We start from the raw sequence: 13,553 nt of genomic DNA, 5'->3' as shown, positions 1-13,553 counted from the left end.
CGGGTCACGGCCCGGCAACCGACTTCTCCCGCGCGTCCGGGTCCCCCCGCAGCACCGAGATGACGCCCATCACGGCGGCGCAGACCGGCACCGCGAGCAGGGCGCCGATGATCCCGGCGATGCCCGAGCCGGCCACCACGGCGACCATGATGGTGGCCGGATGCAGCTCCACCGTCCGGCTCTGGATGACCGGCTGGAGGACGTTGCCCTCGATCATCTGCACCGCGAGCACCACGCCCAGCGCCCAGAGCGCCGTACCCAGGCCGCCGTCGGCGAGCGCCACCAGCACGGCCACCGTGCCGGACAGGAAGGCCCCGACGAAGGGGATGTAGGCGCCCATGAAGACCAGCGCGCCGAGCCCGGGCGCGCCCGGCACCCCGAGGGCGATCAGGCCGATGGTGATGAAGCCCGCGTCGATCAGCGCGATCAGGGTGGTGCCCCGCATGAACCCGGCCATCGCGTCGAAGGCCCGCTCCGCGCAGGCGATCACCGTCGTGGCACTGCGCTCGGGCAGGTAGGAGCGGATGGCGTCGCCGGTGCGGTGGCCGTCCCGGAGGAAGAAGAACACCAGGGCCAGCGCCAGCACCCCGCCGGTGATCAGCTGGGTGAGCAGGCCGAGCCCGGAGAGCACGCCGTTGGTGAGGGTGGAGACCAGCGAGTTGGTCTCGCCCTTGGCGTTGTCCAGGCCGTGCCGGATCTTCGCCCCCAGCGGGCCCAGCCAGTCGGCCAGCCGCTGCCCGGCCTCCTGGAGCGAGGAGGCGATCTGCGGGGCGCTGTGCACCAGCGAGTTGACCAGCAGCGCGATCACCCCGCTGACCGCGACCACCAGCACCACGCAGGTCAGCCCTGCCGCCAGGCTCCGGCTCACGCCCCGGCCCACCAGCCACGGCACCACCGGGTAGAGCAGCGAGGCCCCGAGCAGCGCCAGGACGAACGGCACGGTCGCGGCCCGCAGTTCGACCAGCGCGAAGACCACCAGCGAGGCGACGGCGATCAGCAGGATCACCGCCACCGACCAGGCCGCCGCCTGCCGCAGCCCGGGCGGCAGCATCAGGTACGGTCTGCGGTCGTCCGGCTGCCGCTGCTCGTCGGGCGGGCGCTCCACGGACACGGCCACCTCCGCCGGGGGTCGTCGACGATTCCGAACCGCCCCAGCTCAGCAGAGGTTCCGACGGGCCGCGCGGCGGATCGGCCGGGAGCACCCGAACGGGCGACCCGGGCGCCCTCCGGCCGAGCACCACTCCGGTCAGCGGCGGCCGTCCAGCACCGAGCGCAGGACGCCGATCCGGTTGGAGGTGATGGAGGCGACCCCGGTGTCGCGCAGCCGGCGCATGGTGCGGCGCAGGTCGGCGGTCCAGCTAGAGACGGCGAGCCCCCGCTCCGCCGCGGCGGCCGTGAACTCGGGGGTGACCAGGCCGAACGGCGGGTTGAGGTAGCGCGGGCGCAGGTCGTCCAGCAGGGCGCGCACGGGCATCCGGGGCTGCTTCCAGGTGAGCGCGATCTCGGCGTCCGGGCTCAGTTCGCGCACCGCGAGCATGGCGGTGGTGGGGCCGCAGAAGGCGACCGCCGCCTCGGCACCGAGCCCGGTGACGACCGACCAGGTCGCGGCGGCCGGGCCCGCGTCGTCCAGGTCGATCAGCAGCCGGCGGCCCTCGACGGCCGTCACCGCCTTGACCGCCTCGGCCAGGGTGGGGACGGCGAGCGGGCCCTGCCGCAGCTCCTCCAGCTGGTCGGCGGTGACCCGGTCGATCGACCGCGCGTCGCCCCAGAGCCGCTCCAGGGTGCGGTCGTGCAGCAGGACGGGCACCCGGTCGCGGGTGAGCTGGACGTCCACCTCGACGGCGTCGGCCCCGGCGGCGAGCGCGGACTCGACGGAGGGCAGGGTGTTCTCGCGGAACCGGTACGGGTCGCCCCGGTGGGCGACGGCCAGCGGCTTGGCGGCGAGCGTTCTGGCGGCGAGCGGCTTGGCGGCGGCGTTCATCGGATCCTTCCGGCGAGCCAGGGGGTGAGGCTGTGGACGCCGATGTCCTCGCGGTGGCTCGGCTCCCCGGGGACGGTGACGATCAGCGTGGTGGACGGCGGGAAGGTGCGCGCCTTGACGTGCACCAGGTCGGACCAGACGGCGTTCAGGAAGCCGGGGACGCGGTCGCGGTCGACGTCGAAGGCGATGCCCTCGACGGTCACGGCGACCTCGTCGTGGGTGAACAGCCGGACGGTGACGGCGGGGCGGCCGTCGAACTCCAGCAGCGCCTCGTGCGGGATGGCGTCCAGTTCCCCGAGCGAGCCGCCCGAGCCGCCCGGACCGTCCGGGCCGACCAGCCCGGCGAAGGTCCGGTCGCGGCCGATGTCGTGCTGGGCGCGGACGGTGCGGCCGTGCCGGGCGGCCACGGCCTCGATCGCGAGCACGGCGCTCTGGGTGGTCGGCAGGTGCGGGGGTGGCATCCGGGCGCCTCTCGGTTCGTTCCGGGACTCGTACGAAGGGGGTTACAGGGGCTGCGGAGGGATCCGCGGGGATCCACCGGGCCGACTAGCGGCGTTCGATCATCACATTGGTGGACTTGATGACCGCCGTGGCGGGCGCACCGGGGACCAGGTTGAGCTCCACCGCCGAGTCCCGGCTGATCAGGGACACCACCCGGAACGGCCCTGCCTGGATCTCCACCTGCGCGGCGACGTCGCCCAGCACCACGTCGGTGACGATCCCCGGGAAGCGGTTGCGCGCCGAGGACGGCCGGCCCTCCGCCTCGGCGTTCTCCGGCCGGGCCAACTCCCGGGCGAAGGCGGCGAGTTCGGCCCCCGGGATGATCCGGTGCCCGTGCTCGTCCCGCGCGGCGGCGACCCGCCCGGCGTCCACCCAGCGCCGCATGGTGTCGGCGCTGACGCCGAGCAGCGCCGCGGCCTCGCCGATGCGGTACGGGTTGGCCGGCACCTCGGGCTGGCCCATGTGCGTCTCCTGACGGTGGTTCGGGTTCTCGGGGCGGGCGCCCCCGCGCCATCCTGCCGTACCGGCGGTACGGACGATCATGTGAGGGCCGCCCCACGGCATACCTTATGGCTCGCCGAAGAGGTCGCGCCGTGCCGCGTCCCCGGCGGTGAGCACCGCCCCGGCGAGCACCGCGCCGCCGCCCGCCGTACCGGCCCGCACCTCGGTGCTCAGCGGGGAGAGCAGCGCCAGCCGCCGCTCGACCCGGCCGGCCAGCTCCGGCCCGCCGGCCCGGCCTATCTCGCCGCCGAGCACCACGCAGCCGGGGTCCAGCACCACGCAGACGCTCGCCGCGCCGATCGCGATCCGCTCGGCCAGCTCGTCCAGGAAGCCCCCGCCCGCCTCGCCGGCCACGAGGGCGGCCCGGACGGCGGCCTCGGCGGCGGGGGCGTCCCCGGCCGGGTCGGCGGGCAGCCCGTGGGCGCGGGCCAGCGCGCAGATCGCGGCGCTGCCGACCAGGCCGTGGAAGCCGCCCTCGCAGCTGTCGGCGCTGGGCAGGCCGACGGTGCCGGGGACGGGCAGGAAGCAGATCTCGCCGGTGCCGCCGGAGAAGCCCCGGCGCAGCCGCCCGTCCAGGATCACGGCGGCGCCGACGCTGTGGCCCAGCCAGAGCAGGACGAAGGTGTCGCGGTCGCGCGCGGCGCCGACCCGGTACTCGGCCCGCCCGGCGAGGTTGACCTCGTTCTCCAGGATCACCTCGGTACCGGGCAGCTCCCGCAGCGCGGCGAGGAGTTCGGCGTGCCAGGCGGGGAGCTTGCCGGTGCTCTGCAGCCGCCCGGTGGCCGGGTCGACCAGCCCGGGGGCGCCGACCGCGACGGTGTGCAGCCGGTCGACGCCGGCGCCGCGCGCGGTCTCCAGCAGGGTCGCGACGATCTCCCCGGCGGTGTCCGGCCCGCCGTCCCCCTCGACCGGGACCTCGGCGGTGGCCAGGCTGCGCCCGGCCAGGTCGGCGACGACCAGGCTGACGCCGCCGGAGCGGACGTCGAAGGCGGCGAGGTGGGCCCGGGAGGCGACCAGCGCGTAGAGCCGGGCGTTGGGGCCGCGCCGCTGTTCCCCGCGCTCGCCGACGACGGCCACCAGGCCGGTGCGCTGGAGCCGTTCGAGCAGGTCCGCGACGGTCGGCCGGGACAGGCCGGTGAGGCCGCGCAGCTCGGTCGCGGTCAGCGGGCCCTGTTCGAGCAGGAGGTTGAGTGCCAGCCGGTCGTTGATCGCCCGGGCGGTGCTCGGCGTGGCCGTACGCGCGATGGTCATGGCGGATCATCCTTCCAGAGTGTTTCTATCAGGGTCCCTTCCTGATAGTTTATCGACCGTCACAGGGCACTGTCGCGCCCCACACCGCGCGACCGGGAGGGAACACCCCATGAACGGGACCACCGCGCCACCACCGCCACCGCCGGAACCGCTGAGCGCACCCCGCCGGGCCCGGGCCAGTATCGCCCTGGTCTTCTGCGTGCACGGGGCCGTCAGCGGCAGCTTCGTCACCCGCATCCCGTGGCTCCAGGACCGCCTCGACCTCTCCACCGGCCAGCTCGGCCTGGCCCTGGTCATGCCCGCCATCGGCTCCTCCCTCGCCATGCCGCTGGCCGGCCGCTTCGTGCACCGCTACGGCGGCCGGGCCGCGGTGCGCGGGCTGATCTCGCTCTGGTGCCTGGCCCTCGCCCTGCCCGCGCTCGCCCCCTCGCTGCCGGTGCTGTGCGCGGCCCTGCTGGTGTACGGCGCCGCGGCCGGGATGGCGGACGTCGCGATGAACGCCCAGGGCGTGGAGATCGAGGAGCGGCTCGGCCGCTCGATCATGTCCGGACTGCACGGGATGTGGAGCGCGGGCGGCCTGCTGGCCTCCGCCTTCGGCATCCTCGCCGCCCACCTGGACCTCGACGCCCGGCTCCAGCTGGCCGTCACCGCGCTGGTCCTGCTCGCCCTCGCCCAGCCGGTCTGCCGCGGCCTGCCCGACATCCGGGCGCACGAGGGCGCGGAGGAGCCGCCGCGGTTCGCGCTGCCGCCGCGCAGTTCGCTGGTGATCGGGCTGGTCGGCTTCTGCGCGGTCTTCGCCGAGGGCGCCTCGATGGACTGGAGCGGCGTCTACCTGCGGGACGTCACCGGTGCCTCGGCCACCGTCGCCGCCGCCTCGTACACCGCCTTCTCGCTCACCATGGCGGTCAGCCGGCTCGCCGGGGACGCGGCGATCCGCCGGCTCGGCGCCGTCCGCACCACCCGCGTCGGCGGCGCCGTGGCCACCGTCGGCGGCCTGCTGGTGGTCGCCGCCGACAGCCCGGCGCTGGCCATCCCCGGGTTCGCGCTCCTCGGCATCGGCATCGCGGTGATCGTCCCGCTCGCCTTCGCCGCGGCCGGCCGGATCGGCAGCAACCCCAGCCAGGCCATCGCGGGCGTCGCCACCGTCACCTACACCTCCGGCCTGATCGCCCCCGCGGTCATCGGCGCCCTCGCCCAGGCCACCTCGCTGACCGTCTCCTTCGGACTGGTCACCGCGCTCGCCTTCGCCCTGCTGCTGAGCGCCGGTGCGCTGCGACTGGCCGAACGGAATTCCGGCGGCGGAAACGTGACCGCAACGTCACCGGAAAAGCCTTCCGGAAAAGATCTCTCCACGATATGATGATGAATTCCTGAGGGAATTTCCCGCTAAAGTCTCGAACCGCCGGGCGCGCCGCGTCCGGCGGTTTTCGTGCTCCGCGAGAGGGATTCCCCGTGTGCTACGACCCGGACGCCGCCCCGCCCGCCCCCGGTCCCGCCCCGTGGCCGCTGGCCGAGGCCGCCCCCCTGACCCTGACCTCGGCCGACGGCACCCGGTTCGGCGCCTTCCTGGCCCGCCCGGAGGTCGCCACCGGAGTCGGCGTACTCGTCCTGCCGGACAACAGGGGCCTTTCCCCGTTCTACCGGCAGACCGCCGCCCGGCTCGCCGAACAGGGCCACCCGGCGCTCGTCCTCGACTATTACGGCCGCACCGCCGGAGCCTTCCCGGAAAAGCGCCCGGCGGAATTCGGCGAACTGCCGGACCTGCTCCCCCACCTGCTCGCGCTCACCCCCGAGGGGCTGGACGCCGACATCACCGCCGCACTGGAACGGCTGCGCGCCGCCGGGCCCGCCGAGGTGGTCGCGCTCGGCTTCTGCTTCGGCGGCCGACAGGCCTTCCGAACGGCCGCGCCGCGCTTCGGCCTGGCCGGCGCGGTCGGCTTCTACGGCTACCCGGACACCCTCCACGGCGCTCCCGGGCCGACCCAGCTCGCGGCGGAGCTGACCGCCCCGGTCCTCGCCCTCTGGGGCGGCGCGGACGAGCACATCCCGGCCGCCGCCGTCGAGGCCTTCGACGCCGCGCTCACCGCGGCCGGCTGCCCGCACACCTTCGTCACCTATCCGGGGGCGCCGCACAACTTCTTCGAGCTCGCCGCGGTCGACCACGCCGACGCGGCCCGGGACGCGTGGCAGCGCCTGCTGGGCTTCCTCGCCCGGCCGCGCTGAACCCGGATCCCGGCCCCCGCCCCAGGCCTTGGACCGGGGCGTGGACGGCGGCGGGGCCGGGGCCCGGGACCGGTTAGGCTCGGGCGGTGCTCGAGCCCGATGCCGTTCCCGTCCCGCCCCTCGCACCGCAGGTGCCCGCCGTCGCGCCGCGTTCCCCGTGGTGGCGGTTCGCCCTGCTGGTCGCGGTGCTCGCGGCGGCGGCCGGCTCGCTCCTGCTGTGGAGCCCGACGGAGCTGCTGTCCGGCGGGCTGGCGGACCGGATGCCGGGCTACTGGTTCGGCCCGCTGTTCGCCCTGGTCTACGCGGTGGGAACGCTCGCCTTCGTGCCCCGGCCGGCCCTGAACGCCGCGGCCGGGCTGCTGCTCGGCATCCAGCAGGGCGTGCTGCTGGCGGTGCTCGGCACCACGGTCGGCGCCGCCCTGGCCTTCGTGCTCGGCCGGGGCCTCGGCCGCGAGGCGCTCCGCCCGTACCTGCGCGGGAAGGTGCTCGGGGCGCTGGACCGGCGGTTCACCGAACAGGGCTTCCGCAGCGTGCTGGTGCTGCGGCTGCTGCCCGGCATGCCGTTCCAGGCGGCCAACTACGGCGCGGCCTTCTCCGGGGTCCGCTTCCTGCCCTTCGTGCTCGCCACCGCGATCGGCGTGGTGCCGACCACGGCGGTGTACGTCACGGCGGCGGCCAGCGCGGGCCGGCCGGGCTCGGCGGCCTTCCTGCTGTCGGCGGGGGTGATCGCGCTGCTGGTGCTGGGCAGCGTGGTGGGCCTGTGGCGGGCGGCCCGGACCCGCCGCCGGGCGACGGCCGGCTGAACCCGGCCACCCTGTCCACGGCCGCCCACCAGGACAAAATCGTTCGCGCCGGTGCGCCGCCGGAGGCCAGGATGGCGCGCATGACTGCACCGGACCCGCGGGTGGACCCGCCGATGACGGCCGACGAGGCCGCCACCCTGCACGCCTTCCTCGACTACCACCGCCACACCCTCGCGCTGAAGACCGAGGGCCTGACGGACGACCAGCTGCGGCTGCGCTCCGTCCCGCCGTCCAACCTCTCGCTGCTGGGCCTGGTCCGACACATGGCCGAGGTGGAGCAGTACTGGTTCCAGTCCGTCCTGCTCGGCCAGGAGATCCCCGAGGGGCACTTCTGGACCAAGGAGAACGAGGACGGCGACTTCGACGACGTCGACACCGCCGACGTCGCGGCCGACTTCGCCGTCTGGCGCGCCGAGGTCGAGGCCGCCCGCAGCGCCGCCGCCGGCCTGCCGCTGGAGACCGTCGGCAAGAAGCCGCGCCGCGGTCAGCCCGTGACGCTGCGCTGGATCCTCACCCACATGATCGAGGAGTACGCCCGACACAACGGCCACGCGGATCTTCTGCGCGAATTGATCGACGGATCGACCGGCGAGTGACCCTGCGGGTGACACCGCGGGTGAAATCGTTTCCGCATTGTTGACAGAAGGTCAATTACGCCGTGACCGCGACCGATAAGGTCAACGCGCGCAACCGTACGGCGCTGCGCCGCGTCAGTGGGAGTGCCCGGGTTCGCCCGGGTTTCCGGCGCGGCACGACTCGTACGGGGGTTGCGAGCGGGCACGGGACCGGTGAACAGTGCGATACTCGGACAGTTCCGACGAGTGGATGACGTGTCAAGAACGGCACGCACCCCCGGGGGACCAGGACGGGACGAGGCAGGGAGGCGCGGCATGGGAGCACTTCGCGACGAGCACCACAACGGGTGGCTGATGCCCTCGGGGAACTACCCGGCCGCGGTGTACGACGACGAGTGGGTCGATCAGGAGACGGTTCCGGCCGCCCCCGCGCCCACGAAGATCGTCTCCCTGCGGCCGACGGGCTTCGAGGCGGCCCGGACGGTCGGTGAGCACATCCGGGCGAGCATCCCGGTGGTCATGGACCTCACCGAGATGTCGGAGGCCGAGGCCAAGCGCATGGTCGACTTCGCCTCCGGGCTGATCTTCGGCACCCGGGGCGGCATCGAGCGGATCGCCCGGAGGGTCTTCCTGCTCACCCCGGCCGACGTCGAGGTCATGGTGATCGACCGCCCGATGGACGACACCGGCTTCTACAACCAGAGCTGAGCCGCCGCCCCGCGAGGGCTCACCGCACAGGCACCCCGGAACCGGGGACGGTACACCCACCGTCCCCGGTTTTTTGCTGTCCGAGTGCCGAGGGTCTGCGCCTCACCTGAGAGCTCGAACAAAAGAATGAGACATCGGTGTCTCATATGAACTAGACTCGGTCCATGGCCACCGACCGCGACACCGTCCTCGAAGCCGCCGTCGGCGTGCTCTCCCGCCGCCCGACCGCCCACCTGGACGAGATCGCGCGCGCCGCCGGCATCAGCCGCGCCACGCTGCACCGGCTCTTCCCGGGGCGCGACGCGCTGATCCGCGAGGTCGGCCTGCTCGGGCTGCGCCGGTTCGCCGCCGCGCTGGACACCGCCGAGGTCGAAGAGGGCGACGCCGAGGCCGCGCTGCGCCGCCTGGTGGACGCCTCCGTGCCGGACGCCATGCTCTGCGCCTTCCTGGCCGGAGAGAACCAGCTCTACGAGAACGACGACATCAACGACCTCTGGGAGGTCCAGATCGCCCGGCTGCACGCGCTCTTCCTGCGCGGCCAGCAGCAGGGCGTGTTCCGCATCGAGCTGAGCGCCGCCTGGCTGAGCGAGGCCTTCTTCGACCTGGTGGCCGGCGTCGGCTGGTCCATCCAGGACGGCCGGCTCGCCCCGCGCGACGCCGCCTTCTCGCTCGCCGAGCTGTTCCTCGGCGGCGCGCTGCGCAGACCGGACGCGCGGACGCCCGTCCCCGCCGCCGCCAACGTCGGCACCGCCGACCGCAACACTCCCATCCACAGCACCGCCGACCACAGGCCGGACACCGATACACCATGAACACCCTGACCGCCCGCCAGCGCTGGACCGGCCTCGCCGTCCTCGTCCTGGCCGTGACCGTGGTCGCCCTGGACGCGACCGTCCTCTCCCTCGCCATCCCGTCCATCAGCGAGACGCTGCGCCCCAGCGGCACCCAGCTGCTCTGGATCGGCGACTCCTACTCCTTCGTGCTGGCCGGCCTGCTGGTCAGCATGGGCGCCCTGAGCGACCGGATCGGCCGCAAGAAGCTGCTGCTGGCCGGCTCCGCCGCGTTCGGCGCCGCCTCGCTGCTGGCCGCCTACGCGCCGAGCGCCGGCTGGCTGATCGTGGCCCGCGCCCTGCTCGGCGTGGCCGGGGCGACGATCATGCCCTCCACGCTCTCGCTGATCCGCGGCCTCTTCCCGGACGACCGGGAGCGGGCCACCGCGATCGGCATCTGGGGTGCGGCCGCCACCGCCGGGGCCGCCCTCGGGCCGGTGGTCGGCGGGGTGCTGCTGGAGCACTTCTGGTGGGGTTCGGTGTTCCTGCTGAACATCCCGGTGCTGATCCTGCTGCTGGTGTTCGGAGCCTGGCTGCTGCCGGAGTCCAAGGACCCGAAGCCGGGCCGCTGGGACGTGCTGAGCGTCGTCCTGTCGATGGCCGGCGTGATCGGCGCGGTGTACGCGGTCAAGGAGGCCGCCGCGCACGGCGTGGACCGCTGGGACGTGCCGGTCGCCTTCGTCCTGGGCACCGCCGCGCTGTTCGTGTTCGTCCGCCGCCAGCTGCGGCTGGAGACCCCGCTGCTCGACGTCCGGCTGTTCCGCGACCGGCGGTTCACCGCGGCCGTGTCGGCCTCGCTGATCTCCCTGATCGGGCTCTCCGGCGTGATCTTCGTGGTCTCGCAGTACCTCCAGCTGGTCCGCGGCTACCAGCCGCTCCAGGCGGGCCTGGCCGAACTGCCGGCCTTCGCGGGATCGGTGGTCGGCGGCCTGCTGACCGCCCTGATCGCCCGCCGCTACGGTGCCCGCAAGGCGCTGACGGCCTGTCTGCTGGCGATGGGTCTGGGCGTGGGCGCGCTCGGCTGGCTGGAGCAGGACACCACCTACCTGCTGCTGGCCGCCTCCTTCCTGCTGGTCGGGACGGCCGAGGGCGTGGTCTACACGCTCGGCGCCGACCTGGTGCTGAACGCCGCGCCCGCCGACAAGGCCGGCGCCGCCTCGGCGGTCTCGGAGACGGCGTACGAGCTGGGCACCGCGCTCGGCATCGCGCTGGTGGGCTCGGTGGTCGGCTCGATCTACGCGAACGGGCTGGCGGTCCCGGCCGGGACGGACCCGGCGGCCGCCGCCCGGGCGGGCGAATCGCTGGGCTCGGCCGTCGAGACGGCGCAGGGCCTGTCCCCGGAGCTCGCCCAGCCGCTGCTGGCGAGCGCCCGGGAGTCCTTCGTCCACGGCATGAACAGCGCCGGGCTGCTGGCCGCCGCGCTGCTGGTCGGCGCGGCCGTGATGGCCTGGCGGCTGCTGCGCGGGCTGTCCGAGCCGACGGCCGGGGCGGAGACGGGCGCCGGGACCGGCCCGGAGGGCGCCGTCGACGTGTCGGCCGCGCAGCCGAGCGTCAAGGCGTAACAGCGCACCGAGAACGGCCGTTCCCCCCGGGGGGAACGGCCGTTCTCGTGTACGGAACCACCGTTCCTTACGGGACCTACGAGACCCCGAACGGCAGCTCCAGCTCGGCCCAGACCACCTTGCCGTCCCGGGTGAGCCGGCTGCCCCAGCGCTGGGCCAGCTCGCTGACCAGGAACATCCCGCGCCCGCCCTCGTCCTGCTCGGCGAACGGGCGCAGCTGCGGGGTCTGGCCGCCGGCGTCGGCGACCTCCAGGGTGAGCACCCGGTCGCGGAACAGCCGCAGCCGGCGCGGGGCGTCGGCGTGCAGCAGGGCGTTCGTGACCAGCTCGCTGACCAGCAGTTCGGCGTAGTCGGTGAGCGCGGCCAGGCCCCAGGCCTCCAGGGTGGCGCGGGTGAAGCGGCGGGCCCTGCCGGGCAGCCGGCCGCCGCCGGACAGCGGCAGGGTGGCGACCCGGTCGGCGGGCAGCGGCAGCACCCGGGCCATGATCATCGCGATGTCGTCCTCGGTGCCGTCGGTGACCAGCGCCGCGAGGACGGCGTCGCAGTTCTCCTCCAGGGTCCGGCCGGGGCCGGAGAGGGTGCTGGCGAGCCGGTCGATCCCGGTGTCCAGGTCCTCGCCGCGCCGCTCGACCAGGCCGTCGGTGTAGAGCGTGACCATGCCGCCCTCGGGGATGGTGAACTCGATCGACTCGAAGGCCACCCCGCCGACGCCCAGCGGCACCCCGGGCGGCACGTCCACCCTGGCGGCGGTGCCGTCGGGGGCGACCCGGACCGGCGGCAGGTGCCCGGCCGAGGCGACCTGGACGGTGCGCTCCAGCGGGTCGTACACCGCGCAGATGCAGGTGGCGAACTGGCCCTCGCCGATTCCCGAGGCGGTCTCGTCCAGCCGGGTGAGGACCTGCTCCGGCGGCATGTCGAGGGTGGCGAGGGTCCGGGCGACGGTGCGCAGCTGGCCCATCGTGGCGGCGGCCCGGATGCCGTGGCCCATCACGTCGCCGACCACCAGGGCGACTCTCCCGCAGGACAGCGGCACCACGTCGAACCAGTCGCCGCCGACCTCGCTGACCACGCTGCTGGGCAGGTAGCGGTAGGCGATCTCCAGGCCGAGGGTGCGGTGCACCTCCTGCGGCAGCAGGCTGCGCTGGAGGGTGAGGGCGGTCTCCCGCTCGCGGCGGTAGAGCCGGGCGTTGTCGAGGGCCAGCGCGGTGCGGGCGACCAGTTCCTCGGCGAGGGCGACGTCGGCGGCGGTGAACGGCTCGGGGTTGCGCATCCGGATGAACTCGGAGCCGCCGAGCACCATGCCCCGGGCGGTGATCGGCACCATCAGGTACGAGTGGATGCCCGCCGCCATCCCGGGGGCCACCCGGTCCTCGCTGGAGACCAGCCCGCGCAGCACGTCCTCGTCCACGTGGGTGCGCAGCAGCGGCTTCCCGGCGCGCAGGCACTGGGTGTAGCTGCGGTCGGGGGCGTACTCGGAGGTCTCGCCGACCACGTCCACGGCGTGCGCGAGGCCGCTCTCGTAGGACTCCCCGACGGCGACGGCGCGGAGCGTGACGTTCCGGTCGGAGGGGATCGCGGTGGGCTCGGCGCCGCGCAGCACCGGCTCCAGCAGGTCGACGGTGGCGAAGTCGGCGAACCGGGGGACGACGGCCTCGATCAGTTCCTCGGCGGTGCGCTGGAGGTCGAGGGTGGTGCCGATCCGGGCGGTCGCCTCGGCGATGGTGGCGAGCCGTTCCTGGGCCCGGGCGGCGCGGGCCTCGGCCTGGAAGCGCTCGGTGACGTCGATGATCGAGGAACAGACCCCGAAGATCCGGCCGGTGGAGTCCTCGAGCCGGAAGTAGGAGGCGGACCAGGCGCGGTCCCGCCGGGGGTCGCCGGGGACCCGGCCGTGCGAGCGGGCGTCGACGACGGGCTTGCCGGTCTTGAGCACCTGGCGCATGATCTGCTCGATCTCGGCGCTGTTGATGCCGGGCAGGACGGCGGATATCCGGCGGCCGAGGTGGGCGGCGACGGGCACCCCGTTCATCCGGGCGAGTGCCTCGTTGATCCGGATGTAGCGCAGTCCGGTGTCGTAGACGGCCATGCCGATCGGCGAGCGGCCGAAGATGCCGTCCAGGACCGCGAGGTCGGCCTCGACGGCGTGCAGGGCGCGGGTGTCGGAGGCGGTGGCGAGCAGCAGCAGGGTGCCGGCCGGGCCGGCTATCGGGTAGGTGCGGAACTCCAGCTCGACCTTGTGGCCGTCGCGGTGGCGCACCGGGAAGACGCCGGACCAGCCGCTGCCGGTCATGATCCGCTGGAAGAGGCCGAGCACCTCGGAGCGGTCGGAGCCGTCGGTGAGCAGCTGGGCGGCGTAGCTGCCGACGGCCTCCTCGGCGGAGTAGCCGAGCAGGGCCTCCGCGTCCTCGCTCCAGTGCAGGATCAGTCCGTCGTCCTGGAGCAGCGCCGTCGCGAGCGGGACGAGCCGGTGGCCTTCGGGGTTCGCGCCCTCGGGACGTACCGGGGCACGGCCCGGTGCCGGGTCGGCGGCGGTCGCGTCCCACTCGTGTCCGTGCATGATCAGGCAGCACCCCGGTTCGGCTCGTGCCCGGCCGGGTGGGCCTCGCGGTCGGTGCCGGCCG

General features: G+C 74.4%; 12 protein-coding genes and 1 pseudogene. 7 read left to right on the top strand and 6 right to left on the bottom strand.

The annotated features are described in order from the left end of the window. Positions 1-4: 4 nt before the first annotated feature. The 5 genes from ACFRQN_RS10010 to ACFRQN_RS09990 all read right to left on the bottom strand — a co-directional run bounded on the left by ACFRQN_RS10010 (position 5) and on the right by ACFRQN_RS09990 (position 4,234). The gene (locus ACFRQN_RS10010; protein ID WP_380739574.1) at positions 5-1,111 is read right to left on the bottom strand and encodes an AI-2E family transporter; all 1,107 of its coding nucleotides are present in this window, start codon (positions 1,109-1,111) and stop codon (positions 5-7) included. A 135-nt stretch (positions 1,112-1,246) separates the two neighbouring features. Then, entirely contained in the window at positions 1,247-1,981 is a 735-nt protein-coding gene (locus ACFRQN_RS10005; protein WP_380739572.1) for a glycerophosphodiester phosphodiesterase, read from the bottom strand. Then, complete coding sequence (locus ACFRQN_RS10000) at positions 1,978-2,442, bottom strand: hypothetical protein (protein ID WP_380739570.1); 465 nt, start codon at positions 2,440-2,442, stop codon at positions 1,978-1,980. Before ACFRQN_RS10000 ends, ACFRQN_RS10005 begins: the two co-directional genes overlap by 4 nt. A gap of 85 nt (positions 2,443-2,527) precedes the next feature. Further along, positions 2,528-2,944, bottom strand: coding sequence for a molybdopterin-binding protein (locus tag ACFRQN_RS09995; RefSeq protein ID WP_181970475.1), 417 nt, complete (start codon positions 2,942-2,944; stop codon positions 2,528-2,530). A 105-nt stretch (positions 2,945-3,049) separates the two neighbouring features. Further along, positions 3,050-4,234, bottom strand: coding sequence for an ROK family transcriptional regulator (locus ACFRQN_RS09990; protein ID WP_380739568.1), 1,185 nt, complete (start codon positions 4,232-4,234; stop codon positions 3,050-3,052). Positions 4,235-4,343: 109 nt separating this feature from the next. Between ACFRQN_RS09990 and ACFRQN_RS09985 the strand changes: the two genes are divergently transcribed. The 7 genes and pseudogenes from ACFRQN_RS09985 to ACFRQN_RS09955 all read left to right on the top strand — a co-directional run bounded on the left by ACFRQN_RS09985 (position 4,344) and on the right by ACFRQN_RS09955 (position 10,935). Continuing rightward, a complete protein-coding gene (locus ACFRQN_RS09985; protein ID WP_380739566.1) occupies positions 4,344-5,594 on the top strand; it encodes an MFS transporter in 1,251 nt (416 codons plus the stop codon). Between the two features lie 92 nt (positions 5,595-5,686). Beyond that, the gene (locus ACFRQN_RS09980) at positions 5,687-6,457 is read left to right on the top strand and encodes a dienelactone hydrolase family protein (RefSeq protein ID WP_375873648.1); all 771 of its coding nucleotides are present in this window, start codon (positions 5,687-5,689) and stop codon (positions 6,455-6,457) included. Positions 6,458-6,543: 86 nt separating this feature from the next. After that, positions 6,544-7,260: a TVP38/TMEM64 family protein gene (locus tag ACFRQN_RS09975; protein ID WP_079272338.1), complete on the top strand. Its 717-nt coding sequence runs from the start codon at positions 6,544-6,546 to the stop codon at positions 7,258-7,260. A gap of 71 nt (positions 7,261-7,331) precedes the next feature. Beyond that, positions 7,332-7,856 carry a DinB family protein gene (locus ACFRQN_RS09970; protein ID WP_380739564.1) on the top strand — a complete coding sequence of 175 codons (525 nt, stop codon included), beginning with the start codon at positions 7,332-7,334 and terminating at the stop codon, positions 7,854-7,856. A 294-nt stretch (positions 7,857-8,150) separates the two neighbouring features. Further along, positions 8,151-8,543 carry a cell division protein SepF gene (locus ACFRQN_RS09965; protein ID WP_053112231.1) on the top strand — a complete coding sequence of 131 codons (393 nt, stop codon included), beginning with the start codon at positions 8,151-8,153 and terminating at the stop codon, positions 8,541-8,543. Between the two features lie 164 nt (positions 8,544-8,707). Further along, positions 8,708-9,244: pseudogene (locus ACFRQN_RS09960) on the top strand (TetR/AcrR family transcriptional regulator); the annotation flags it as partial. A gap of 107 nt (positions 9,245-9,351) precedes the next feature. Then, positions 9,352-10,935: an MFS transporter gene (locus ACFRQN_RS09955; RefSeq protein ID WP_380739562.1), complete on the top strand. Its 1,584-nt coding sequence runs from the start codon at positions 9,352-9,354 to the stop codon at positions 10,933-10,935. A 76-nt stretch (positions 10,936-11,011) separates the two neighbouring features. Here ACFRQN_RS09955 and ACFRQN_RS09950 read toward each other — a convergent pair whose 3' ends face one another. Continuing rightward, positions 11,012-13,489 (bottom strand): SpoIIE family protein phosphatase, encoded by a 2,478-nt coding sequence (locus tag ACFRQN_RS09950; RefSeq protein WP_074003730.1) that lies wholly within the window; start codon positions 13,487-13,489, stop codon positions 11,012-11,014. Positions 13,490-13,553: the final 64 nt, after the last annotated feature.

Origin of the sequence: Kitasatospora sp. NPDC056800, from assembly GCF_042789775.1 — a bacterium.
Taxonomy (GTDB): domain Bacteria; phylum Actinomycetota; class Actinomycetes; order Streptomycetales; family Streptomycetaceae; genus Kitasatospora.
This window is presented reverse-complemented; position numbering and strand designations above follow the sequence as displayed.